Origin of the sequence: Streptomyces sp. NBC_01451, assembly GCF_036227485.1 — a bacterium.
Taxonomy (GTDB): Bacteria; Actinomycetota; Actinomycetes; order Streptomycetales; family Streptomycetaceae; genus Streptomyces.
Genome location: NZ_CP109479.1, coordinates 9,832,085 through 9,854,764, shown reverse-complemented (window position 1 = coordinate 9,854,764; position 22,680 = coordinate 9,832,085). Strand labels below are relative to the sequence as shown.

At 69.8% G+C, this 22,680-nt stretch carries 23 protein-coding genes; 15 read left to right on the top strand and 8 right to left on the bottom strand.

Features of this window, described 5'->3' with window-relative positions:
* Nucleotides 1-54 precede the first annotated feature (54 nt).
* Nucleotides 55-921 (top strand): helix-turn-helix transcriptional regulator, encoded by an 867-nt coding sequence (locus OG595_RS43415; RefSeq protein WP_443073306.1) that lies wholly within the window; start codon nucleotides 55-57, stop codon nucleotides 919-921.
* 182 nt (nucleotides 922-1,103) lie between these two features.
* On the opposite strand, the gene OG595_RS43410 is transcribed toward OG595_RS43415, so the two are convergent.
* Nucleotides 1,104-2,402, bottom strand: coding sequence for a helix-turn-helix domain-containing protein (locus OG595_RS43410; RefSeq protein WP_329282137.1), 1,299 nt, complete (start codon nucleotides 2,400-2,402; stop codon nucleotides 1,104-1,106).
* 259 nt (nucleotides 2,403-2,661) lie between these two features.
* Between OG595_RS43410 and OG595_RS43405 the strand changes: the two genes are divergently transcribed.
* The 3 genes from OG595_RS43405 (at nucleotide 2,662) to OG595_RS43395 (ending at nucleotide 4,876) form a co-directional block, all read left to right on the top strand.
* The gene (locus OG595_RS43405) at nucleotides 2,662-3,204 is read left to right on the top strand and encodes a peptidoglycan-binding domain-containing protein (RefSeq protein WP_329282135.1); all 543 of its coding nucleotides are present in this window, start codon (nucleotides 2,662-2,664) and stop codon (nucleotides 3,202-3,204) included.
* Between the two features lie 480 nt (nucleotides 3,205-3,684).
* The gene (locus OG595_RS43400) at nucleotides 3,685-4,104 is read left to right on the top strand and encodes a hypothetical protein (protein WP_329282133.1); all 420 of its coding nucleotides are present in this window, start codon (nucleotides 3,685-3,687) and stop codon (nucleotides 4,102-4,104) included.
* Nucleotides 4,105-4,216: 112 nt separating this feature from the next.
* Nucleotides 4,217-4,876: a hypothetical protein gene (locus tag OG595_RS43395; RefSeq protein ID WP_329282131.1), complete on the top strand. Its 660-nt coding sequence runs from the start codon at nucleotides 4,217-4,219 to the stop codon at nucleotides 4,874-4,876.
* Between the two features lie 531 nt (nucleotides 4,877-5,407).
* Here the strand turns inward: OG595_RS43395 and OG595_RS43390 are convergent.
* From OG595_RS43390 to OG595_RS43380, 3 genes are all read right to left on the bottom strand, one after another.
* Nucleotides 5,408-6,004 (bottom strand): HAAS signaling domain-containing protein, encoded by a 597-nt coding sequence (locus tag OG595_RS43390; protein WP_329282129.1) that lies wholly within the window; start codon nucleotides 6,002-6,004, stop codon nucleotides 5,408-5,410.
* Nucleotides 6,001-6,375 (bottom strand): PadR family transcriptional regulator, encoded by a 375-nt coding sequence (locus tag OG595_RS43385; protein WP_329282127.1) that lies wholly within the window; start codon nucleotides 6,373-6,375, stop codon nucleotides 6,001-6,003. The genes OG595_RS43390 and OG595_RS43385 overlap by 4 nt, the downstream gene beginning before the upstream one ends.
* A gap of 181 nt (nucleotides 6,376-6,556) precedes the next feature.
* On the bottom strand, nucleotides 6,557-6,988 hold the full coding sequence (locus OG595_RS43380) for a MarR family winged helix-turn-helix transcriptional regulator (protein ID WP_329282125.1): 432 nt from the start codon (nucleotides 6,986-6,988) through the stop codon (nucleotides 6,557-6,559).
* A 64-nt stretch (nucleotides 6,989-7,052) separates the two neighbouring features.
* Between OG595_RS43380 and OG595_RS43375 the strand changes: the two genes are divergently transcribed.
* The 7 genes from OG595_RS43375 to OG595_RS43345 all read left to right on the top strand — a co-directional run bounded on the left by OG595_RS43375 (nucleotide 7,053) and on the right by OG595_RS43345 (nucleotide 13,597).
* Nucleotides 7,053-7,814 carry an alpha/beta fold hydrolase gene (locus OG595_RS43375; RefSeq protein WP_329282123.1) on the top strand — a complete coding sequence of 254 codons (762 nt, stop codon included), beginning with the start codon at nucleotides 7,053-7,055 and terminating at the stop codon, nucleotides 7,812-7,814.
* A gap of 323 nt (nucleotides 7,815-8,137) precedes the next feature.
* Nucleotides 8,138-8,830, top strand: a complete 693-nt coding sequence (locus OG595_RS43370) for a glycoside hydrolase family 11 protein (RefSeq protein WP_329282121.1) — start codon at nucleotides 8,138-8,140, stop codon at nucleotides 8,828-8,830.
* 2 nt (nucleotides 8,831-8,832) lie between these two features.
* Nucleotides 8,833-9,510: a polysaccharide deacetylase family protein gene (locus OG595_RS43365; RefSeq protein WP_329282120.1), complete on the top strand. Its 678-nt coding sequence runs from the start codon at nucleotides 8,833-8,835 to the stop codon at nucleotides 9,508-9,510.
* Nucleotides 9,511-9,776: 266 nt separating this feature from the next.
* The gene (locus tag OG595_RS43360; protein WP_329282118.1) at nucleotides 9,777-10,706 is read left to right on the top strand and encodes an ABC transporter ATP-binding protein; all 930 of its coding nucleotides are present in this window, start codon (nucleotides 9,777-9,779) and stop codon (nucleotides 10,704-10,706) included.
* A complete protein-coding gene (locus tag OG595_RS43355; RefSeq protein WP_329282116.1) occupies nucleotides 10,706-11,539 on the top strand; it encodes an ABC transporter permease in 834 nt (277 codons plus the stop codon). The genes OG595_RS43360 and OG595_RS43355 overlap by 1 nt, the downstream gene beginning before the upstream one ends.
* Before the next feature lie 28 nt (nucleotides 11,540-11,567).
* The gene (locus tag OG595_RS43350) at nucleotides 11,568-12,932 is read left to right on the top strand and encodes a sensor histidine kinase (RefSeq protein WP_329282114.1); all 1,365 of its coding nucleotides are present in this window, start codon (nucleotides 11,568-11,570) and stop codon (nucleotides 12,930-12,932) included.
* Complete coding sequence (locus OG595_RS43345; RefSeq protein ID WP_329282112.1) at nucleotides 12,929-13,597, top strand: response regulator transcription factor; 669 nt, start codon at nucleotides 12,929-12,931, stop codon at nucleotides 13,595-13,597. The genes OG595_RS43350 and OG595_RS43345 overlap by 4 nt, the downstream gene beginning before the upstream one ends.
* Before the next feature lie 225 nt (nucleotides 13,598-13,822).
* Here the strand turns inward: OG595_RS43345 and OG595_RS43340 are convergent, their stop codons facing one another.
* Together OG595_RS43340 and OG595_RS43335 are read right to left on the bottom strand one after the other, a co-directional pair.
* A complete protein-coding gene (locus OG595_RS43340; RefSeq protein WP_329282110.1) occupies nucleotides 13,823-14,053 on the bottom strand; it encodes a hypothetical protein in 231 nt (76 codons plus the stop codon).
* 67 nt (nucleotides 14,054-14,120) lie between these two features.
* Nucleotides 14,121-14,573: a DUF5707 domain-containing protein gene (locus OG595_RS43335; RefSeq protein ID WP_329283619.1), complete on the bottom strand. Its 453-nt coding sequence runs from the start codon at nucleotides 14,571-14,573 to the stop codon at nucleotides 14,121-14,123.
* Nucleotides 14,574-15,156: 583 nt separating this feature from the next.
* On the opposite strand from OG595_RS43335, the gene OG595_RS43330 reads away from it, so the two are divergent.
* Nucleotides 15,157-15,603 (top strand): ATP-binding protein, encoded by a 447-nt coding sequence (locus tag OG595_RS43330; protein WP_329282108.1) that lies wholly within the window; start codon nucleotides 15,157-15,159, stop codon nucleotides 15,601-15,603.
* Between the two features lie 129 nt (nucleotides 15,604-15,732).
* On the opposite strand, the gene OG595_RS43325 is transcribed toward OG595_RS43330, so the two are convergent.
* Nucleotides 15,733-16,344: a TetR/AcrR family transcriptional regulator gene (locus OG595_RS43325; RefSeq protein WP_329282106.1), complete on the bottom strand. Its 612-nt coding sequence runs from the start codon at nucleotides 16,342-16,344 to the stop codon at nucleotides 15,733-15,735.
* Nucleotides 16,345-16,579: 235 nt separating this feature from the next.
* On the opposite strand from OG595_RS43325, the gene OG595_RS43320 reads away from it, so the two are divergent.
* Complete coding sequence (locus OG595_RS43320) at nucleotides 16,580-18,199, top strand: GMC oxidoreductase (protein WP_329282104.1); 1,620 nt, start codon at nucleotides 16,580-16,582, stop codon at nucleotides 18,197-18,199.
* Between the two features lie 13 nt (nucleotides 18,200-18,212).
* Nucleotides 18,213-19,712 (top strand): alpha/beta hydrolase domain-containing protein, encoded by a 1,500-nt coding sequence (locus OG595_RS43315; protein WP_329282102.1) that lies wholly within the window; start codon nucleotides 18,213-18,215, stop codon nucleotides 19,710-19,712.
* 724 nt (nucleotides 19,713-20,436) lie between these two features.
* Here the strand turns inward: OG595_RS43315 and OG595_RS43310 are convergent.
* A complete protein-coding gene (locus OG595_RS43310) occupies nucleotides 20,437-21,723 on the bottom strand; it encodes an MFS transporter (RefSeq protein ID WP_329282100.1) in 1,287 nt (428 codons plus the stop codon).
* Nucleotides 21,724-22,124: 401 nt separating this feature from the next.
* Between OG595_RS43310 and OG595_RS43305 the strand changes: the two genes are divergently transcribed.
* Nucleotides 22,125-22,478, top strand: coding sequence for a VOC family protein (locus OG595_RS43305; RefSeq protein ID WP_329282098.1), 354 nt, complete (start codon nucleotides 22,125-22,127; stop codon nucleotides 22,476-22,478).
* Nucleotides 22,479-22,680: the final 202 nt, after the last annotated feature.

Here is a 22,680-nt window from a genome sequence, read left to right as displayed (position 1 = left end):
CCTCTGGAGGCCGCCGGAGGCGATCCGCGGCCGCTGGCGACCGCCGAGGAGGCGGTGGCCGCGGCGGGTCTGAGCGTCAACTGGTGGGCGTCCATCGCTTGGTGTGTGCTCGGCTACGCGGCGCTCACCGCCGGTGACCCGGGTCGTGCCCGGGAGGCGGTGCTGCGTGCCGGCGGCCCCGGTCTGCGGAGGATGCAGCCCTCCATGCGTCCGCTGTTCCTGGAGGTCCTGGTGACCGCCGCCGTCACCATGGGTGACCTGGACGCGGCGAAGGGCTGGGCCGGCCGGGCCCACGAGGAGGCCGAGCGGCTCGATCTGCCCGTGCAGCGTGCCTCGGCCATGCGCAGCGCGGCGCAGATACATCTCGGTCTCGGTGACGACAGGGCGGCGGCGGACCTGTTCATGGCGGCGGCCGACGAGAGCGCCCGCAGCGGAGGGGTGTTCTGGGAGGCGTTCTCCCTGCTCTTCGGCGCCTCCCTGCTGGCGGCGGACCCGGGCGGTTCACGGCAGGGGCACACTGCCTGGCACCGGGGGCGGCGGCTCGCCGTGGCCGGGGGCTGCGGCATGCTGACCGGTCCTGCCGAGGCGGTCGGCCCGGCGGTGGCCGCCGCCGACGGGCCCGAGCACCGCCTCGCCGAACTGACCGCCCGCGAAAGGGAGATCGCCGACCTCGTCGCAGACGGTCTCACCAGCCCGGCGATCGCCGAACGACTCTGTCTGAGCCGCCGCACGGTCGAGACCCACATCTCCCGGGTCTACCGCAAGACGGGAGTCTCGTCGCGGGCAGCTCGGGCGGACCTGATGGCGGGGCGCACGCCGAGGCCTTCCCTGAGCGGACGAGCCACGCACACCTTGAGCCCGCGGCTACCGGGAGTCATGTATGTCAGCCACAGGTCGCAAGGCGCGAGACCGTGTGAGTGAGCGGCGGTGTTGGTGTGCCGGGTCAGGGCGGCGTTCAGCGCGCTCCGGCAGCGGTCACGGCGGGGGTGAAGGTCCCGGGCGGTGGGGGTGCCGCCGGTGGCGGTGTACACGTGGGATTGGGAAGCCGTATCGGTGGACGCCGATACGGCTTCCCGGTTGTTCGATGATGGTCGTGACGGTGGTCAGGACCTGGTCGGTGACGGGCTCGCGTCGGGTGAGGGTGAGGGTGAGCTGTTGTACGCGCGCTCGCAGTAGGGCCAGTCGTCGAAGTTCCCCGCCCGTTTCCACAGTCGGTGGGCCGCCTGGATGTTCCACTCGGGGTCCAGTGCCTCGCGTGGAGTTCCCCCGAGTTTGCTCAGGCGGGCGTCGGAGATCTGGAAGACGCCCCAGTTCCTGGTGCCGTTGGTGTTCGGCAGGATATGGAGCGGGTCGAGGAAGGACTGGCAGTCGGCGATCGCGACCGCGTGCTCGGGCTCCTCGGTGAACACCTGGCGCACGCGTTGCCTCACCTTCTCCGGGGACCAGCTCCGTACCCGTACTTTCGGGTCGTAGAGCGCCTTCTTGGTCTCCGTCCCGACCACTCCGTTGGCGTCGAGGCCGCGCAGCACCTGGAACGCGGTGACCCGGCGCAGGGTCTGCGGCCCGAAGGAACTGTCCACGTCGATGTCCGCACCCGCCTCGGAGAGCAGTCGTTGCACCTCCTGGACGCAGGCGTCGTGCTGTCCCATGGCGACCGGCTCCGCGCAGGCGGCGGAGAACAGCATCCGCCCGTCGTCCGTGCTGTCGGCGGACGCCTGTTGTCGCGTCGTCAGAGTCAGCCATGTTCCGCCTGCCACCAGGAGCAGGAAGCACACTCCGAGGACCGGGAGTGCCCGTCGACGCCACACACCGCCAGCCGGCACGTGCCCCGCCGCTTCCGCTGCCGCGGGCACCGCAGCCCCGTCCACCGCCGACACCTCGGCGGGGACAGGTAAAGGGCTGGGCGCCGAGGGTTCCGCCGGGCCGGCCGTGGCTGCCTCGGTGCGCGGTCGCGGGGCAGGGGCGGGATGAGCTTCGAGTGGGGGCCCGGCTTCCGGATCGGCTTCCGTTCCCGCCCCTGTCGCCGTGCCTGTACCCGTCTCCGCTCCGGTACCCGTACCCGTACCCGGTCCCGGAACTGCCTCCGGGCCCGCTTCCGGCTCCGACGCCACCGTGTTCCGGGCGCTCTCGGCCTCGCCGTCGCCGACGGGCATCCGGCCCATGTCGGCGACGGCCCATATCCGGTAGAGATGCCGGAGTTCGTCAGGGGCGGCTCCGCAGACCACGGCGAACCGGTGTACGGGGCCGTAGTCCTGCGGGACGTACGAACCCGAGCAGTAGCGGTGGAGGCTGGACCTGCTGCCGCCGGTGCGCTGAGCGAGGGCCTCGTAGCTGAGGCCCGACCGCTCCTTCAACGACCGCAGAAAGGCCGCGAATCTCTCCGAATCAGCGGTGGCTGTCACAGGTTACCCCTAGTAATCGGTCAGTCTGCGGTCGGGACCCTAGACCATTTCCGCCTCGTGCGCATCCCGTGTGCATGCCGTGCGCGTCCCGTGGGCATCCCAGCCGCGTCCCAGCGTCGCGGGAACCTCCCAGGCAGTCGCGGCGACGGCATCCCAGTCTCCCGTGACCTGCGGTTTTGCTTGCCCGGCCGGACCACGGTTGCCAGTGTCTGCAGCGATCACCGGGCACCGGCCCGGTGGCTCGTAAGAGAGGACTCCCATGAGCTTGCGCATGCGCTTCAAGCTGGCTGCCTGCACCGTCGGCGCCGTGGCCGCGGCGACCCTCGCACTGGGTACCACGCCGGCCGCCGCGAGCGGGACGTACAGCGGGCTCGCCTACATCGCCGGTGCCGGCACCTACACGGACGACTGGGGCAACGAGGGCATCCTGTCGACCAGCACCAACACCAACTCCAATGCCACCTGCCTGTGGCAGAAGATCCTGTGGGCGGACGGCTTCCTGAGCTCCACCTCGGACATCGACGGGCAGTTCGGTTCGGGAACCAAGGCGGCCACCGAGGACCTGCAGGACTACTTCAACCTGGATGTCGACGGGTCGGTCGGCCAGGAGACCTTCGGCCACATGGACCAGTGGCTGTACTTCGTGTCCGGCAGCACCGCCGACGGCTACACCGCGAACCTGCGGTACGACGGGATCGCGCACGACTTCACCCTCAGCCGCAACGCTGACGGCTACTACACCTTCCCCGACGGCGACGGCAGCACCCGGCTCGCCGGCTACAACTACCGGACCTGCAGCTGACACCACCCACCTGGGACCGCCGGTGAGTCACCCGGCCGCCGAACCGCGCATGCCTCTCCAAGGAGGGGCATGCGCGGTGGCCGTTCGCGGGGATTCCACACCACGACACGAGGCTCGACACGTTCGGTCTGCCTCCAGTGCATCGTCGTGCGGCGCCCATCCGTTGCGGTCCGGACACCTGGGCCGGGTTCACCCGCTCCTACGTCCGAACAGCCGACCCGAACGCAATCGGCTCCCCGCACGGACAGCTCTCGGGGCCGGAACGGGCGACGCAGCCAACGGACACCCCACCCCGACCTTCCTCTTCAGGTGATTTGACGACGAGCAGCCTCCCGACACCACCCACACCCCGCCCGAGAAGTCACCACCCCACACACGGGGGTGCCGCGACACGGACCGCCTTGCCAACGCGATCGACACTGAACCCCCGGCTCGCCAACCTGGAACAATCGGTGTCCGCTCCCCCGAGAAAGCAAGGCGATGGACGAAGACGAGAGCCTGCACCGGTACGGCCTGCACCCCTCCGGGGCGAACCTCGATGACGTACGAGGTCTGCTCACCGCACAAACCCGGCTGGAGAAGCGCGCACAGGGAGACGGTGACACGGAGCTGATGAAGCTCTGCTGTGTACAGCTTTTCAACGCCGCAGTCCCCGAAGACGTGCTGCTCATATGGCAGGCCAAGTCCGCCAGCATGGACGCCGACTGCTCGATCGACATCCAGTTGCTGTGCGGAAACGGACTGGCCGGCACCAAGGAGTATCTGTCGAGCCGACACCTGCCCGAAGCCGAAGCGGCACTGCAACGACTGCTCCGCTGTGAAACGGCGGGTGACTTCGAGGACTTCTCCGCCGCAGGGCGCTCAGCCTGGTACGCCGCCTACTACGCGCCTCATACCTGACTCCGGTCGCCGGCAATTGCAAGCCAGCGCTCGTCATGATGCCCCGGCCTCGGGTCGAAAGCCGGGGCATCATGACAACCGGCATTCCACGACACCGAGGAGGTGCGGCGCAGTGGCGGAAGGCTTGAGGTGGATTGGGCAGCACACGTTCGGTAAACCGGGGGCTGACGGGATGCTCGGCGGCATCTCCATGACCGCGATGCGCGGGGTTCCTGTCCGGGATCTGCTGCTCAGGCTGGGCGCGGACGAGGAGGAGATATCGAGCGGTACGCCGTACCGGGACTTCCGCTCGAACCGGGTTGCGCCCTGCATGTACGGCACGTCCGGTGGGTGGGCATACGTTCTCGAGGACCGAGGCTCGTGCACTTGGTGCGAATGGTTCTTCGAGGACGAGCACAAGATGCGTCCCACGACCGGGGACGAATTGATCTGCCTGAACGCGAACGTAGCGGTCAACCCGAGCTATCTCGTCTACGTGCCCGGTGACGGGAACGTGTACCTGAACAACTTCGGCGACGATCTAACAGCCCGCCCGCATGCAGTGGAAGGCAGCAAGCTGGTCGCCCTGAGCGAGGGGCTGAAAGTCGCCGGCGCGACGTGCCCGGAGGGGTACACCGTCCCACAGTGGCATGACCTTCTCGACGCGCAGGAGGGTGGTCTGCGCGGCGTGGTCTGGCAGGCCGTCGGCGAAATCCTGGGTATCCGCATCCCCCGTGCAGATGTGGAACAGGGCCGCTTGCCCGCAGCCACGCTTACCGGCCCCTATACGTAACGCCGCCGGTCGGTGCGGATGGGTTCCGTCCCGCTGACAAACCATCTCCCGACATCGATCACCAGCACGACCAGCGTGAGCACCCCGTCCGGCCCCACACCAGCCCCGTGTCCAGCGTCAGGATGGACTCGACTCATCGGGCTCGGCTCCCACATCGAGGACAGCCTGCTCCAAGGAAGGGACTATGAAGTCGGCTTGATTGGGTCACGCGATCACGCAATGGCCGAGGGCTGACACACTGAGCGGGAGAGGCTCCCGCACACTGCCGGATTCACCTGGCCCAAGTGCCCACGACGGCCCCGCCGGTCAGACACCACACGCACGCGACAGTCCCCGGGCCGCATGTTCATCGGCGCCAGAGCTGCCGCCGGCCTCCGGACGTCGCCGGGACAACTGGCCGCCCCCGGTGGCTTCATACTCGGGATGCGGCCATGGCCGGTCGGCCAAGTGGCTGGGTCTCGGCGTCAGGTTCGCGGCACGGCGCTACGGCCGGGTGGGACACATTCGTCCATCCGCTCTCGTGTCACCAGTTCAGGCGCGGCGGACCCGCCAGAGCCATGCCGCCGTGCCGCTCATCAGGGCGAACATGGCCAGGTTGGCCAGGAGGGCCGGGGTCCCGGCCTCAGGGCCGCCGCTGGACAGGTTCCAGGTCGCGATGATGACGCTCGGCAGGACGGCGGCAAGCAGTACACCGGTGGTCTTCTGGACGGCGGTCCAATGCACCGAGGTGCAGAGGAGTACCGCGCCGGTGATGCGGAAGAGGACGCCGAACAACTGCCCGGGGTGGTCGGGGAAGACCATCATGAAGGGCATGGAGAGGGTGACCATCAGGAGCGGGACCAGGGGGTGCACCTTGCCGTGCCGGGCAGGTGGACCGGCAGCGTTCAGCGCCGGGGCCCATTCAGCCCCGTTCCCCACCTCCGCAATCGCCGTCGCCGCGATCGTGCGGGGGTCCCCCAGCTCTGCCAGGACCTCGCCGATCGCGGCGTCGGGGCGTTCCGCACGCGTCACCTCGATGTGTTCGGCAAGGTCGGCGAGGAGTTCCTGGCGGCGGTCGGCGGGGAGCGCGGAGGCCTCGCGTTCGACGGCGGAGAGGTAGTCGCGTACGGGGGCGGCGGGGGTCTTCATGCGAGGTCTCCGGATGAGGGGTGCGGGGTGGTCAGGAACGCGTCGACGGCGTTGCGGAAGCCGGGCCAGACACGGGTGAACTCGTCGAGTGCGGCCCGGCCGCTGTCGGTGAGGGCGTAGTAGCGACGGGGTGGTCCGGAGGCGGACTCCTGCCAGGTGGTGGTGACCAGGTCGTCGCGGCGGAGCCGGGAGAGCAGCGGGTATACCGTGCCCTGGCTGGTCGCCAGGGCCCCGGACTCCTCCAGGGCGTGAAGGAGTTCCACGCCGTAGCGGGGGCGGTCCCGCATCAGGGCGAGTACGCAGTACTCCAGGACACCCTTGCGCAGTTGGGCGGCTGCCCGGGCCTGCTTGGTCGAATCACCTGGTTCCATGCGATGCAAGATACCTGGTGGCGCATGCCGTCGTGAAGAGGGGACGCGGATCCTCTTGCCCCGTCAGCATGCGGCAGGCCGTCAGTCGATCGTGCCGCCCGCCCACCATCACGACCACCGGAGCCGCGGCCGGGACGACACAGGACAGGTCGGGCCGGGCAGCAGCTGGAGACCGGCCGGGCTAGAGGCCGCTTCCGCCTTCGGACCGTCCCTCGATCTTCCGCAGCAGTCCCAGCAGCGCCTCCCGCTCCGTCTCCGCCAGAGCCTCGAAGCACTCCGCGAGCACCGGGTTCGCCACCTCATGGCCCGCCTTCAGCACCCGCTCCCCTTCGGGAGTGAGGTGATGTTCGAACCGTCGGCCGTGCCCGGGGCGCCGGTCCACCAGCCCCTGCGCCACCAGTCGGCCGGCGAGCGTGCCGAACGCCTGCTCGCTCTGGAATGTCGCGCCTGCGAGCTCCCGCGCGCTGGCGCCTGGCGTGCGCCCGATCGCGCGGAGCGCGTCCCACTGCGCGAGCGTGCTGCCGATCGACGCGAGGCGGCTGTCGAGCGCGCGGTGCTGGCGGTACTGGGCGGCCTTCACGGCCCTGCCGAGGATCTGCAGTTCAACTGGCATGCGCACCAGGCTAACATGACGACTAAGCTTGCTTATATAAACTTCCTTAGTTACAGTCGGGGCCATGACTTCAGAACTGATCCTCGCCGAAACCGGCCCCACCACCGGCCGCCCCGTCCTCGTCCTGCACGGCGGCGGCGGTCCCGCCACCGTCACCCCGATCGCCGAGCACTTCAGCACGACGGCTCACACCCTGCTGCCCACCCACCCGGGCTGGAACAGCACCGTCAGGCCCGACCACTTCACCACCGTGGCCGACCTCGCCGCCGCCTACCTGCGCCTTCTGCGCGACCGTCACCTGTCCGACGTCCTGGTCATCGGCTCCTCGCTCGGCGGCTGGATCGCCGCCGAACTGGCCACGGCCGACACCGAGGGCCTGATCAGCGGAATCATCCTGATGAACTCGGTCGGCATCGAGGTCGACGGCGAACCACTCCGGGACTTCTTCGCGCTCGACGCGCGGGGTGTCGCCGAGTACGCCTTCCACGACGCCGAGCGGTTCTACGCCGACCCCGCGACTCTCCCGGCCGAGCGGCTCGCCGTCGTGCAGACCAACATGGCAGCCCTGCGCGTCTTCTCCGGTGGCCCCGCCATGAAGGACGTCACCCTGCGCCCCCGCCTCGCGGCCGTCACCGTCCCCACCCTCGTCCTGTGGGGAGAGAGCGACCGCATCGCGACCCCGGCCTACGGCAAGGAGTACGCGGCGTCGTTCGCGAACGCCCGCTTCGAAGTCGTGGCGGAAGCAGGCCACTTGCCCCACCTCGAACAGCCGGCACGCACCTTCGCCCTTCTCGACGCCTTCGCCGCCGAGACCGGCCACCGGTGAGGAACACAAGGGACGTGAGGAACGCGAGGAATTTCCTTGAGGCCACAAGCGAGATCGGCGAATGTTTCGAAACATTCGGAAAAATGGGTCTGAAGCATTTACGCAAGCTCTCCGAGATACCTCAATTCCAGTCGCTCCAACTCTGCCCAGTGAAGCAAATCATGCCACTGACCATCAATTACAACCCGCCAGCGGGGCCATCACGACTTTCGAATGTTTCGAAGTGAAAGCCGAAACTATTGACACCTGAGGTGCCCCGGCCAACACTGTCGCGTGTTCAGCAGCCCCCATCGATCCCACGAGGACGAGGAGGAAACACGCACATGAACAAGGCACCCGCACCCACATCCCCCACATCTCGGTTCAGGCTGTTCATCAGCGGCATCTGCACATTGCTGCTGGTCGCCGTGGCCGCACTGACCCTGCCCGGCACCGCACAGGCCGCCACGGTCATCACCACCAACCAGACGGGCACCAACAACGGCTACTACTACTCGTTCTGGACCGACGCACCGGGCACCGTCTCCATGACCCTGAACTCCGGTGGCAACTACAGCACCTCATGGAGCAACACCGGGAACTTCGTGGCCGGCAAGGGGTGGAGCAACGGCTCCCGCAGGACCGTGAGCTACTCGGGCAGCTTCAACCCGTCCGGGAACGCCTACCTGGCGCTGTACGGCTGGACGTCCAACCCGCTGGTCGAGTACTACATCGTCGACAACTGGGGGACCTACCGGCCCACGGGCACGTACAAGGGCACCGTCACCAGCGACGGCGGTACGTACGACATCTACCAGACGACCCGGTACAACGCCCCGTCCGTGGAGGGCACCCGCACCTTCAACCAGTACTGGAGCGTCCGCCAGTCGAAACGGACCGGCGGCACCATCACCACCGGCAACCACTTCGACGCCTGGGCCCGCGCCGGAATGCCCATGGGCAGCTTCAGCTACTACATGATCCTCGCGACCGAGGGTTACCGAAGCAGCGGCAACTCCAACATCACGGTGGGCTAGCCATGAACCTCATGAAAGCAAGGCGTCTCCCCTTACTGGCCGCCGCCGCCCTGGCCGCCGCCACCGCCCTCACCGGCCACGCCGCCGCCCCGGCACAAGCCGCCGTCTGCAACGGGTATGTCGGGCTCACCTTCGACGACGGCCCGTCCGCCAACACGACGGCCCTGCTGAGCGCCCTTACGCGGAACGGGTTGCGCGCCACGATGTTCAACCAGGGGCAGTACGCCGCGGCCAGCCCGTCCCTGGTCCGTGCCCAGGTGAACGCAGGCATGTGGGTCGGCAACCACAGCTACACCCACCCGCACCTGACCCAGCTCGGCCAGGCACAGATCGACTCGGAGATCTCCCGGACCCAACAGGCCGTCGCCAACGCGGGCGGCGGCACCCCGGTACTGTTCCGCCCGCCGTACGGCGAGACCAACGCGACGGTGAAGGCGGTCGCCGCCAAGTACGGTCTGACCCAGATCATCTGGGACGTCGACTCGCAGGACTGGAACGGCGCCAGTACCGACGCGATCGTGCAGGCCGCCGCCCGGCTCACCAACGGGCAGGTCATCCTCATGCACGACTGGTCCGCCAACACGCTCGCCGCGGTGCCACGCATCGCGCAGGGCCTGGCCGGCCGTGGCCTGTGCGCCGGGAAGATCTCCCCGGCGACCGGCCGGGCCGTAGCCCCGTAGTCGGCTCCGCCGAGAACAGCTGTCCCCCGCACACCGGTGGCGCGGCGGCTCCCAGCCGTCGCGCCACCGCTCGTGAGCCTTCGCCCTTCGCCCTGCACTCTGCGCCGGAAGGAGGAGACGCCGGTCGGCGCGACTGGTACCGCGGTACCACCCGGGTGCCGAGGATTCTCCTGTGGTCCCAGTGGTCCGGGCCACGACGCCCGTAACTTCGGAGACAGAGGCCGCGCCGCGTCCGCGGCCGAGTTCGAAGCGAGAAGGGCCCGCCCATGATCGAAGCACGTGAGCTCACCAAGCGGTACGGGGACAAGACGGTCGTCGACCACCTGAGCTTCATCGTCAAACCCGGCGAGGTGACCGGCTTTCTGGGCCCCAATGGCGCGGGCAAGTCCACCACCATGCGCATGATCATCGGGCTGGACGCGCCCACCGCGGGCTCCGTCACGGTCAACGGCAGGTCCTACGCCCGGCACGCCGCTCCGCTCCAGGAGATCGGCACCCTGCTGGAAGCAAAATCCGTCCATCCCGGCCGGACCGCCTTCAACCATCTGATGGCGCTCGCGCACACCCACGGCATTTCCCGCCGCCGGGTCGACGAGGTCATCGAGCTGGCCGGACTGACCAGCGTGGCCGGCAAGCGGGTGGGGGCCTTCTCCCTGGGCATGGGCCAGCGGCTCGGCATCGCCTCGGCCCTGCTCGGCGACCCGGCCATCGTCATGCTCGACGAACCCGTCAACGGCCTCGACCCCGAAGGCGTGCTGTGGGTACGCAACCTGCTGCGCGGCCTGGCCGACGAGGGCCGCGCCGTGATGCTCTCCTCGCACCTCATGAGCGAGACCGCGCTGATCGCCGACCACCTGGTGATCATCGGACGCGGCCGGCTGCTCGCGGACACCACGGTCGACGACTTCACCCGGGAGGCCGGCGGCTCCGGCGTGAAGGTCTCCACCACCGAAGCCGTGAAACTGCGTTCGCTGCTGGCCGGCCCGGAGGTCACGATCAGCTCCTCCTCGGCCGAGGACCTGGTGGTCGTGGGGCGTGACGCCCGGGAGATCGGGGCGATCGCCGCCCGGAACGGGGTGGCGCTGTACGAACTCACCCCGCAGGCAGTCTCCTTGGAGACGGCCTTCATGGAACTCACCCACGACGCCGTGGAGTACCAGAGCGCTCCCGCCGACACCGAGCGAAAGGCCGCCTGATGACCTCCACCACCCTCGCCCCGGAGGTCTCCGGCACGCTGGTCCACAAGGTGACCGGCCGCCGGGTGCTGCGCTCGGAGTGGGCCAAGTTCTGGACGCTGCGATCCAGTTGGATCACACTGGCCGTCGGTGTGTTCCTGCTGGTCCTTTTCGGCGCCATCGCGTCCGCCACCTACAGTCCGGACGTTGTCACGAACCAAGGGCCTCCCGGCCCGGGCTCGGGCGCCACCGACGCGGTGAGTCTCGCCCTGACCGGCGTGACCTTCGCCTCGCTGGCCGTGGGCGTGCTCGGCGTACTGCTGTCCGCGGGCGAGTACAGCACCGGCATGATCCGCTCCACCCTCGCCGCGGTACCACGCCGCCTGCCTGTGCTGTGGGCGAAGAGCGCCGTGATCGGCCCGACAGCGCTGGTCCTGACCACGATCGCCGCGCTGGCGGCGTTCCAGCTGGGCACGCTGGGCCTGGACGGCGAGAAGATCGCACTCTCCCTGACTGACGACGGTGTGCTGCGCAGCCTGGCCGGCGCCGGCGTCTACCTCGGACTGGTGGCCGTATTCGGTGTGGCGCTGGGCATGCTCCTGCGCTCCTCCGCCGGAGCCATCGCCGCCCTCGTCGGTATTCTCCTCATTCTCCCCGGCCTCGCCTCGCTGCTCCCCGACTCGCTGTACGACAGCATCAACCCCTACTTCCCCAGCAACGCGGGCTCGGCCGTCTACGCCCTGCACCAGTCCGCCGACTCCCTCTCGCCCGGGGCGGGAATCGCGGTCTTCGCCGGCTGGGTGGCCCTGGCCCTCGCCGGTGCGGCCTTCCGTCTGGTCCGGACCGACGTCTGAGCTGCGAAAACCAGCGACAATGAGGTCCATGAGTCCACAGCGCGCGGCAGCCGCCGCGTCGACCGCCCGGAGGACGCTCCCCCCGTCCTCCGGGCTCGACGACGCCTGGGCGCATCCACTCCTGGGCCGTCTGCTGCGCGGGCAGAGCCGCCATCGGGAACTGGACGTACGCCATCCGTGGCTGCTCGACACCGCGGTGGTACTGATCGTCGCCCTCATCAGCCTGCCCGACCTGCTCTCCCCCGACAGCAACGGTCCCTTCGGGGAGGCGAACAGCCACACCCAGCTTCCGACCGGCGTGCTGTGGCTCTTCGCCGTCGCCCTCGTCGTGCCCCTGTGGTGGCGCCGCCGGGCACCGGCCGTCGCCTTCTTCGCGATCATGCTGGTGTCCATGGTCCAGTGGTCGCTGGGGGTCTGGCAGCAAGCCGGCATCAGCGCCCTCGTCACCCTGTACACGCTGGCGGTGTGCGGTTCCCTGCGCGTCCTCGGCTGGGCCGTCGCGCTCACTTTCATCGGTCTCACCTCGGCGGTCTGTCTCCTGGCGCAGGTCGAGCACCCGCTGCTCGGACTGTTCTTCATGCTGGGCACGGCGACAGCGGCCGTCGCCGTCGGGCTGACCCTCCGCATCCGCCGGATGTACCTGGCCGCCCTGGAGGACCGCGCCACCCGCCTGGAGATCGAGCGCGACCAACGCGTCCAGCTCACCGCAGCCGCCGAACGCGCCCGGGTCGCCCGGGAGATGCACGACATCGTCGGCCACAACCTCTCCGTCATGGTCAGCGTCGCCGACGGCGCCGCCACCCTCGCCGCCAACCGCAACGAGCGGTCCGCCGAGGCCCTGCGCATCCTCGGCGACACCGGGCGCCAGGCCATGGGCGAACTGCGACGTGTCCTCGGCGTACTGCGCCAGGAGCAGGAGCACGAACGGCTGCTCGGTCCGCAACCGGGCATCCGTGACCTGGACCCCCTTCTGACACGGGTCCGCGCGGCGGGACTGGCGGTGACCTACCGGACCGAGGGTTCACTCGACTCCCTCGGCAACGGCGTGCAGCTCACCGTGTACCGCATCGTCCAGGAGGCGTTGACCAACACGCTCAGACACGCCGGCCCGGGCTCCACCGCCGAGGTCGCCGTGTCCGTCGCGGCCGGCCGACTGCGGATCCGGGTCACCGACACAGGCAATCCCCCGGGGACCCCCGTACGCGACACGCCTGGGCCGAAGACCGCTGTCGACCCCGGACACGGCCTGGTCGGAATCCGGCAGCGGGCAGCCATGTACGGCGGTGACGTCACCGCCGGCCCCCGTGACGCCGGGCCCGGCTGGATGGTGGACGTCGTGCTCGAAGTACCCGCCGCGCCCGCCCTGTCGGCATCGGGAGAGCAGCTGCCGTGACCACTGTGCTGATCGCCGACGACCAACCCCTGCAACGCATGGGGTTCCGCATGCTCCTGGAGGGCACTCCCGGCCTGACCCCGGTCGGCGAGGCCGAGCACGGAACCGAGGCTGTGCGCCTGGCCGCGGAACTCCGCCCCGACGTGGTCCTCATGGACATCCGCATGCCGGGCATGGACGGCTTGGAGGCCACCCGCCGGATCATCGCCGCCGGCGGCCGTACCCGCGTACTCATCGTGACCACTTTCGACCTCGACGAGTACGCCTACGAAGGGCTGCGGTCCGGTGCCAGCGGCTTCCTGCTCAAGGATGCCCGCCCCGAGGAACTCATCGCGGGCATCCACGCGGTGGCGACCGGCGACGCCGTGGTGGCCCCGAGCCTGACCCGGCGTCTCCTGGACGCCTACGCCCACCAGGTGCTCGCCCCGCCCGGTGTCCCCGCGGCCGAGGACCCGCGGCTGCGGACCCTCAGCGACCGCGAACGAGAGGTCCTGGTCGCCATCGGCCAGGGCTGGACGAACACCGAGATCGCCGAACGCCTCGTCCTCACCGAGTCCACGGTGAAGAAGCACGTCGGCCGGGTCCTCGCCAAGATCGGGGCCCGGGACCGCATCCAGGCCGTGATCATGGCGTACGACGCCGGACTCGTCAGGGCCAGACCGTAGTCCGGGGCACGGACACGTGTGCGGGGGTCCGCCGGCCGACCGTCCGGCGCGTACGAGGTGACGGACCGTGGACGACCCGATCGGTGGTCACCCGTGGTCTGCGATGACCTACCCGGCCGCAGAACGGACAAGGCCGAGCCATGCGACGACCTGCAGAAGCCGTCCAGCACACGGTGAATTCGGTTCCTGGAGGACTGGTGCTGGTACTGATGCTGGTACTGGTGGCTACTCGATGTGCCCGGTGTCGGGGTCGACCTGTGAGAGGAAGTCCCGGATGGCCTCCTCGAGTTCGGCCGTGTCGGCCTGGACCGGAGGGTGGGTGGTGAACCCGAAGCCGTACCCGGGGTCGGGGCCGGTGAGCCAGATGAAGTCGTAGGAGCCCGGGGTGTTGTCCGGCTGGCTGACCTCGAACTCCTCACCGTCGACCGACATCCGCCACGACTCGTTCGCCGACATCACCACCTGCTTTCCTCAGCCCCCACCACGCGAGCGCACCCGCCCCACGATCATTTGTACGTCCGGATCACGCAACGTTGAAGTCGGCAGCCCTGGTGACCAGCTTCGTGTCGCCGTCCTTCGCGGTGGCCAGTACGGCGACGTGCCACAGACCCCGCTCGGACGTCTCGGCGTCGGCACGGGTGACGGGAACCGTGTAGGTGCAGCGCACGGTGTCCCCGCCCGACGGCTTGCAGACGGCCGACTCCGCAGAGGCCATGTCCTTGGCGGTCAGCTCCTGCTTGGCGAACGTCGAGTTCGCCGGCCAGGCCAGGACCTTCACATCCTTGACGCCGGAGGACGCCGTGACGTCGGTGGTGAAGGTCAACGAGCCTGCCCGGTCGCCGGCGGGGGCCGCGTAGTGGGCGGTGCTGTGCGCCAAGGCAGGAGGCTGTTCCCCGGCGTAGGCGAGAGCGAAGGCTCCGGCACCCCCGAGGACGACAACACCGGCAGTAACGGCCAGAACGATACGACGCGCCATCAGAAATTCCCCCAACAGACTCAACTGGATCGGACCGGCGCCCTTGGCCGCGCCGTTGCCCCAATCCTGGCCGCGCAGGAGGCACCGGGTATGAGCACGCGTACTCAACTCCAGCCTGAGTAGAGGCTGTTCGGCAGTGAGGACGAAGGCGCGCGGCCGGCAGCCGCCGTGGACCGAGTTCGGCACGCGGTGCGGGGCGGCGCCGGTGGCCGGTGGGACGGTGGCCGGTGGCCGGTGGCCGGTGGCCGGTGGCCGGTGGCCGGTGGCCGGTGGCCGGTGGCCGGTGGGACGGCGGGACGGCGGGACGGTGAAAGGCGTACGCATGCGCGTCAGATCCATTCGCAGGGCACTCTTCCGCCGCATCAGGTCGTCGGCCGTGCCGGAATTTCCGGGCACTGCCGAGAGCGGGGTCCGCCGAGGGCGCTCACGGCATGCTTCTCGACGCCCTCGATCGCCGTCACCGGCTCGGTGCCGATCAACTCGGACCGGTGGATTCCCCATGAACAGGACGTCAGTGGGTAGGCGAAATTATGCGATAGCGGCAACCTGTGATGAAGGAAAATCGATCCACGGGAAGAGTTCTATGGTCATCCCGCGTAAAACCCGGGCATCCGAAGAACGGGAGCCCACCGCCCTGCGGTACAGCGCCGTCTGGGACACGACAGACGCGTCCATCGCGGACGCCCGAGCGGCAGTGCGCACACTGCTGGCCGATGCAGGTCACCAACCTCAACACCGCCCGAGCCAGGACGCCCAGCTCGTCGTCAGTGAGCTGGTCACCAACGCGTTGCGCCACGCACCCGGTCCGGGCGGCCTGGCGCTGGAGGTGACCCCCGACGCCGCGCTGCTGCGCATCACCGTGCGTGACAGCTCCCGTCGGCCGCCCGTCCTGCGGGCCCACGACGTCCGTCGCGTCGGCGGGCACGGCCTGCATCTGGTCACCCGCCTGTGCGACCAGCTGCACACCATCGGCCTGGAGACAGGCAAGCAGATCGTCGCCCACCTGCGCCTGCCCAGACCGACCGGTTAGGGCTATCGGCGGAGGGGTGCCGGGATGTCCCGGGCAAGGGGCTACGGCGAGTTCACCACCGGGCGCGGGGTGGTGACCAGGGACAGGGGATTCCATCCCGCCGCTGTTGTGCGGCGAGGTCCGCGCGGTTCAGGAGTCCATGGGCCGTAGGTGGATCATCCGTTTCCGGCCGGGGTCAGTGGAGGCGTCGGCGTCCAGAAACCGGGTGATCGCCTGTAGCGCCTCGCCGAGGGTCGTACCGAGCGGCGGGTCGGTCCCCTCGTGGGGCTGAAGGGCCCAGTGCTCGACCGCGACACGCAGCGCGGTGTTCATCATCCCCGCTTCCAGGCGTACGGCCAGGTCGTCCTCGGAGCGGCCGGTACCTTCGGCGATCAGGCCGGCGAGCACGATTTCGGCGTCGAAATGGGCCTCCAACCAGACGGCGCGCAGTCCGGGCTCGTCACGGCTCAGGCGGACGAGACCGCGCAGGGTCTCCAGGTGCCGCGCGAAGGGATTGCCGGGAACTTCGATGGCCGAGATCGCCTGGGCGAGCGTCAGGCCGCCCCTCCAGTAGTCCCGCAGTCGCTCGGTCAGCACATCGATGCCCATCGCGAGCAGAGGGCGCGCGCACTCCTCCTTCGAGCGGAAGTAGCGCCACAAGGTGCGCGTGGAGATCCCGGCAGCCGCGGCGATGTCCTCCGCCGTGGTCACTGCCACACCCTGCTCGACGAAGAGCCGGACCGCTTCGTCGGCGATCTCCATGCGCGTCGCTTCACGACGCCTTTGCGTCAATGGCGGTCGCCCCACACCGGCTCGCCCGGCCATCCGCCCCTCCTCGTCTAGACGCAGCGATCATAATTCATGTCACGGTGCGACTGTATGGCGCACCGCGACATGGCCCAGTACGTTGTTGCCGCACCGTCAGCCTCAGATCAAACACCGCAATTGACATGTATGCGCCAATTTTGGTCCGTCCCCACCTCCCGATGGGAGTCCCATGGCCGACACTCTCTCTTCCTCCTCCCCCACACTCACCCGCCGCGGGCTGTTGACCGCGGCTGCCCTCGGCGCGGTCGCCGCGGGCGGGTCCGTGACCGGCGCGGGCCGGGCCCGCGCCGCGACGCCCTTCGCGGCCGCCTCCGTGACGGAGCGGCGCGAACGTGCCGTGGTCGTGGGCACCGGCTTCGGCGGTGGTGTCACCGCGCTGAGGCTGGCCCGGGCCGGGGTGTCCACCCTTGTCCTGGAACGCGGTCGGCGCTGGGTGACCGGCCCTGACTCGAGTACGTTCTGCCGCTTCGCGAACATGGACAACCGTTCCGCCTGGCTGACCGACCACGCCATCGTCGGCGGCGTCGACAAGTCGTGGACGCCTTACACCGGCGTGCTCGAAGCCGTCGAGGGCGACGGTATGACCGCGATGTGCGGAGCCGCGGTCGGCGGCGGATCGATCACGTACCACGGGATGACCCTGAAGCCGACGAAGGCGAACTTCGCCGCCTCCATACCGCAGGCCGCGGACCTCTACGACGACCTGAACCTGTGGGCCTATCCGACGGTCTCCCGGGTGCTGGGCATCTCGACCGTCCCGTACGACGTGCTGGCTTCCGACCCCTACAAGTCCTCTCGTCTCTTCCAGGACGTCGCCGCCCAGTCCGGCCTGACCCCGTTCAAGGTGCCCCTGCCCGTCGACTGGAGCTACGCCCGCGGCGAGCTGACCGGTCAGTACGAGGCGACGTACACAAGCAGCGACATCGCTTTCGGCGTCAACAACGGCGGCAAGCACTCCATCGACGTCACCTATCTCGCCCAGGCGGAGTCCACCGGCCTCGTCGAGGTGGCACCGCTCCACGTCGTCCGCGACCTCGCCCTGGGCCCGGACCGGCGCTGGGTGCTGTCCGTCGACCGCATCGACACGGCCGGCACCGTCCGGGAACAGATCCGGATCACCGCGGACGCGGTCTTCCTCAACGCCGGTTCCCCCGGTACGACCCGGCTCCTGGTCAAGTCCCGCGCCAAGGGCCTCGTCCCGGATCTGCCCGATGCCGTCGGCACGGGGTGGGGCAACAACGGTGACCGGATCTGGGCCTGGATCAACCCGTCCGGGGATGCCGGAACCCGGCAGGGCGGGCCGGCCTGTGTCGGCGGCCAGGACCCGGACAGCCCCGTCCCGCTCACCGTCGTACACGCCGGATCCCCCATCCAGACTCCCGGAGTCACAGCCCTGACCGTCGTCGGATTCGGCGTCGTCGACGGCGCCGGCACCTGGGCCTACGACGCCGACAAGGACGACGCCGTGCTCACGTGGCCCGCCGACGCCGACGCCGCGCTTCAGCAACTGATCGCGGCCCGCATGCGGGGCATCGCCGCGGCGGGTGGCGGCTTCATGATCGACACCAACGCCGCCAAGCCCTCCACCTGGCACCCCCTCGGCGGCGTCCCCATGGGCGAGGCCGTCGACCTCACCGGTCGCGTCCTCGGCCACAAGGGCCTCTACGTCCTCGACGGCTCCCGCATCCCCGGCTCCACCGGTGCCTGCAACCCCTCGATGACCATCGCCGCACTCGCCGAACACAGCATGCAGACCATCGTCCGCCAGGACGTCGGCCGTGTTTTCTGACCCAGGAGATGTCATGACCATGCAATATTGGTGGAAGGGTCGAGTCCGCCCCCAGCTGTTGGCGGCAGCCGCGCTCATTCCCCTCATGCTCGCAACCCCCTCCGCAGTCGCCGCGCAGTCCGGCGGCACGGGCTCGGAGCCGCCCGTCCGGGCAGCCGCGAGCCCGTCGGTCACCGGGCCGGTGACGGGCGGAAACGGCGCCGTGGTCCTCCAGGGAACGGCGTTCGACCTCGCCACGGTGGGATACACACAGTCCGAGTACTTCCTGTCCGGGACCGCCGCGTCCTACGTGCCCGAGCAGCCCCTCGATTCCGACGGACGCTGGCAGGTGACACCCGCGAGCACCGCCCCGTACACCACCCGCATCGTCGTGGACCGGCCGGCCGATCCGGCCCGTTTCAACGGCACCGTCGTCGTCGAATGGCTGAACGTCAGCGGCGGACTGGACGCCGCCCCGGAGTGGATCTACACCCACAACGAGCTGATCCGCGAGGGCTACGCCTGGGTGGGTGTCTCCGCCCAGGCCACCGGAGTGGCCGCCACCAAGACCGCGGACCCAGTCCGCTACGCGGGCCTGTCCCACCCCGGCGACAGCTACTCCTACGACATCTTCAGCCAGGCAGGCCAAGCCGTCCGGGACTCCGCCGTCACTGTCCTCGACGGGCTGCGTCCGCGCACCGTGCAGGCCATCGGAGAGTCGCAGTCCGCCTTCCGCCTCACCACCTACATCAACGCGATCCAGCCCCTGGTGTCCGTGTACGACGGCTTCCTCGTGCACAGCCGCCGGGACATCGGCGCACCGCTGTCGCAGGCTCCCCAGGAGGACGTGCCGACTCCACAGGCCGTCCGCCTCCGCACCGACCTGCACGCACCAGTGCTCGTCGTGCAGGCCGAGACCGACGTCATCGCGCTGGGTTCCCTGTCGGCCCGGCAGGCCGACACCTCCCGCATCCGGCTCTGGGAGATGGCCGGCACCTCCCACGCCGATGCATACATCGGCCTCGGCACGAGCGACGACGGCAGCGGAGCCACGGGCCTTCGAGCGCTGAACGCCATGCTCACTCCCCCGACCCGGACCGGCTGTGCCTCACCGATCAACACCGGCCAGGCACACTACGTCCTGGACACCGCCACGTTCGCGCTGAACCGCTGGGTGACGACCGGCATCCCGCCTGCCAGGGCACCCCGCCTCCAGGTGGACACCTCGGGCTCCGCACCCGCCTTCGTCCTCGACGCTCACGGCAACGTCGCCGGCGGCCTCCGCACACCGGCAGTGGACGCGCCGGTCGCCGCCCTGTCCGGTCTCGGTCAGAGTGGGGCGTCATTCTGCTTCCTGTTCGGCACGACCACCCCCTTCCCCGCCGAGAAGCTGGCGGCCCTGTATCCCCGTCACGCCTCGTTCGTCGCGAAGTGGTCGGCCGCCACCGCACAGGGCGTCGCCGCAGGGTTCATCCGCCCGGCCGACGCGGCTGAACTGGTCCGAGCCGCCACCCAGTCCGGCATCGGCGACTGACGCGAAACGGACGACGCTCTCCGGCGGGCAAGGCGAGGCGCCCGATGCCTCAACTCCCGGGCCGCGAAGCGTCGTCCGTCGGGTCGCGACCGGCTGCGGTGCCGACGCCGACGCCACGTCGAGTTCCGTGACGGCCATGAAACGACGCTGCCATCGGCGATGTCGAAGGCCGCGCACAGGCAGGTGACCGCGGTGCCGGTGGTAGTCGCGGGCAGGCCGCTCGGGCGTGCGCAGCATCTTCGACCGGGACCGGTCCAGCACCTGCATGCGGTGCTCCCCCGCCACGCACAGCACCGTCGCGCCCCGCGGCACGAGCCTTGCCCGCAGCGCCAGGAACCGCGGGTCTCGGCCGCCGAGCCCACCACGGCAGCTCCGCGCACAGGGCCTCTCAGAGCACACCGGCTCCGGGGGCGCCGACCCGGCTTCGGCTCGTCCACCAGGCCCGGCTACCTCCGAGGCTCCGGGGAGCCGCCCGGTCGGTGTCGTCCACCCGGCGCAGCACAAGGCCGAAGGACACCGCGCCTCCCCCGGCCGACCTGGCCCAGGACATCGCCGACATCCGCTATCCGCAGAGCCGCCGAGAGCCGCTGATCCTGCCCACCGGCAACGTCTGCTCGGAGGGCCCGCACGGAACCGCGAGCTGCAACGAGCCCGTGAAGGTGGGCATGTCGGGCGCCGCGCGGCCTCACCACCATGCCTGTGGCGCCGGCGACGCGGAACAGCCTCAGTTCTTCGAGGCCGGCAGTGTCCGTCCCAGGCGGGCGAGCGGGGACGAGGCCATCAGTACGGGGGACAGCATCATCCCTGCGGCTGTCATCAGGAGGCTGGTGCGCAGCCCCCGTTCCTGCGCGAGGAATCCGCCGAGGAGCGAGCCGAACGGAGCCAGCCCCATACCCACAAACGTGATCGTCGCCGCCGCGCGGCCCTGCAACCCGGCCGGTGTGACGGCCTGCCGGACGGCCATGACCGTGACACTCACCAGCTGACTGCCGGTCCCGAACACGAAACCGGCCGCCAGGAGCACGGGAACCGTCTCGGCGGGCGGGCCGTCCAGCGCGGGCACGCACAGGAACGCGCCGTCGCCGACCACCGCCGCGGATACGAGTAGCGCGCCATGGCCGAACCGGCTCGGCAGGCGGGCCGCCAGCACCGAGCCCAGGAGCGCGCCGGGCCCCGTCGCGGCGAGCGCCAGCCCGACGGCGGTGCCCGACAGGTGCAGTTCGCGCGGCAGGAAGAGCAGGTAGACGGTCATCACGGCCGCGAAGGAGAACTGGAAGGCGGCCGAGGCGAGGCACACGGCTCGCAGCGCCGGGTCGATCAGGACGAACCGGAGGCCATCGTGGATCCGCCGCCCCAACCGGGAGGGGCGGTCCGGGTGCGCCGGGATGGACTCGATCCGGCGGATCCGGCGGATCGACAGGAACGACAACGCGAAGAGCAGCGCGCTGGAGGCGGCGGCGGTGGGCGCCGACAGGACGGAGACCAGCGCGCCGCCGAGGGCGGGACCGCCAGTCTGGGCCGCGGACCGGCTGCCTTCGAGCGCGCTGTTGCCCCGCACCAGCTGCTCACGATTCACCAGCCGTACGAGAGACGCCTGGTACGCCACGTCGAAGAACACGGACAGGGCACCAACGGCGAAGGCGACCACGAACAGCGCAGGCAGGCCGAGCCAACCGAGGAGTCCGGCCACGGCGGTGGCGCCCAGGGCGAGGGTCCGGCCGGCGTCCGTCAACACCATGACCGTACGGGTCCGCCACCTGTCCACCCACGCGCCGGCGAAGAGCGACAGCAACAGGACCGGCGCCTGTCCCACGGCACGGAGGACACCCAACTGATCGGCGCCGGAGTCGAGCGTCAGGACGGCGAAGAGCGGGAGAATCACCGTACTTGCGTGCTCGCCGAGTTGGGAGGCCGTCTGGCCCACCCACAGTCTGCGGAAGTCGCCGTCCCGCCACAGGCTCGGCGGCACAGGTCGACCGGAACCGGGTACGGCGGAGGAAGCGGACGGCACGGCGATCCCCTTGGTTGCCTCGAACGACGCCCGCCGCCCGGCGCACGAAAGGCGCACCGGCCACGGGCAGGGAAGGCTCGCTGTGCCGCGACAACAAGGGCAGCACGCGATGACTGGCCGATCAGGGCCTACGACGTCAACGCGCGCTCGGACGACCGGGCATGTCTTGACTCCTCGTGGGTTACTCGCCGCACCCGGACAGTAGCCTTCGGCCGCCCGGTGCGAAAGGCAATTTGACGAGCGTGCACGCCGACGCGGAGCGGTTGCCCGGGCCGGTCGTGATGTGCTGTCTGTCGTTCGCTGCGGACGGCCCCGCCGTTCCGCGACGGCTGTGTGGGGGTGGCGCATCGGACGATGGTCGGTGCAGGCCCGCACGGTTGCCGGCCTGGCAGGATGACGGCATGGAACGTGTGCTTGGAATCGGTGGGTACTTCATGCGGGCAGCCGACCCGGCGGCACTGACCGCGTGGTATCGCGACTGCCTGGGCCTGGACGCCGACGAGAACGGCCTGTGGCATCAGGGAGCGGGTCCGACGGTGTTCGCGGCGTTCGAGTCCGAGACCGACTACTTCGGGTCCCGTGCCCAGCGGACCATGCTCAACTTCCGGGTCCGCGACCTGGACGCGATGCTCGCGCAATTGCGCGCCAAGGGAGCGGACGTCGTCGAGGAAGTACAGGACATGGAGGGCGTCGGCCGCTTCGGGTGGGTCACCGATCCCGAGGGCAATCGAGTCGAACTGTGGCAGCCCGCCTGACCGAGTCTTCACGCGGACGGTGACGGGCTGACCGGACCCCCGGAGCGTCGGGATGTGGAGGAGCAGACGCGACACGCGCAACAGCCCGGCTGCCCCGCTGTCCCGCTGACCTGCTGTTCGTCGACGGCCTGCCGGAGCCGCCACCGCGATCGGCGTCGGTCACTCCCCTTCACCATCGGGGGCCCACCCGCCCACTCCACGT

Bases quoted from the DNA above. Each gene is read 5' to 3' on its own strand.
- OG595_RS43405 (WP_329282135.1), top strand. From the start codon at position 2,662: ATGAGCTTGCGCATGCGCTTCAAGCTGGCTGCCTGCACCGTCGGCGCC.
- OG595_RS43400 (WP_329282133.1), top strand. From the start codon at position 3,685: ATGGACGAAGACGAGAGCCTGCACCGGTACGGCCTGCACCCCTCCGGG.
- OG595_RS43390 (WP_329282129.1), bottom strand. From the start codon at position 6,004: ATGAAGACCCCCGCCGCCCCCGTACGCGACTACCTCTCCGCCGTCGAA.
- OG595_RS43385 (WP_329282127.1), bottom strand. From the start codon at position 6,375: ATGGAACCAGGTGATTCGACCAAGCAGGCCCGGGCAGCCGCCCAACTG.
- OG595_RS43380 (WP_329282125.1), bottom strand. From the start codon at position 6,988: ATGCCAGTTGAACTGCAGATCCTCGGCAGGGCCGTGAAGGCCGCCCAG.
- OG595_RS43375 (WP_329282123.1), top strand. From the start codon at position 7,053: ATGACTTCAGAACTGATCCTCGCCGAAACCGGCCCCACCACCGGCCGC.
- OG595_RS43370 (WP_329282121.1), top strand. From the start codon at position 8,138: ATGAACAAGGCACCCGCACCCACATCCCCCACATCTCGGTTCAGGCTG.
- OG595_RS43365 (WP_329282120.1), top strand. From the start codon at position 8,833: ATGAACCTCATGAAAGCAAGGCGTCTCCCCTTACTGGCCGCCGCCGCC.
- OG595_RS43360 (WP_329282118.1), top strand. From the start codon at position 9,777: ATGATCGAAGCACGTGAGCTCACCAAGCGGTACGGGGACAAGACGGTC.
- OG595_RS43355 (WP_329282116.1), top strand. From the start codon at position 10,706: ATGACCTCCACCACCCTCGCCCCGGAGGTCTCCGGCACGCTGGTCCAC.
- OG595_RS43350 (WP_329282114.1), top strand. From the start codon at position 11,568: ATGAGTCCACAGCGCGCGGCAGCCGCCGCGTCGACCGCCCGGAGGACG.
- OG595_RS43340 (WP_329282110.1), bottom strand. From the start codon at position 14,053: ATGTCGGCGAACGAGTCGTGGCGGATGTCGGTCGACGGTGAGGAGTTC.
- OG595_RS43335 (WP_329283619.1), bottom strand. From the start codon at position 14,573: ATGGCGCGTCGTATCGTTCTGGCCGTTACTGCCGGTGTTGTCGTCCTC.
- OG595_RS43330 (WP_329282108.1), top strand. From the start codon at position 15,157: ATGGTCATCCCGCGTAAAACCCGGGCATCCGAAGAACGGGAGCCCACC.
- OG595_RS43325 (WP_329282106.1), bottom strand. From the start codon at position 16,344: ATGGAGATCGCCGACGAAGCGGTCCGGCTCTTCGTCGAGCAGGGTGTG.
- OG595_RS43320 (WP_329282104.1), top strand. From the start codon at position 16,580: ATGGCCGACACTCTCTCTTCCTCCTCCCCCACACTCACCCGCCGCGGG.
- OG595_RS43315 (WP_329282102.1), top strand. From the start codon at position 18,213: ATGACCATGCAATATTGGTGGAAGGGTCGAGTCCGCCCCCAGCTGTTG.
- OG595_RS43305 (WP_329282098.1), top strand. From the start codon at position 22,125: ATGGAACGTGTGCTTGGAATCGGTGGGTACTTCATGCGGGCAGCCGAC.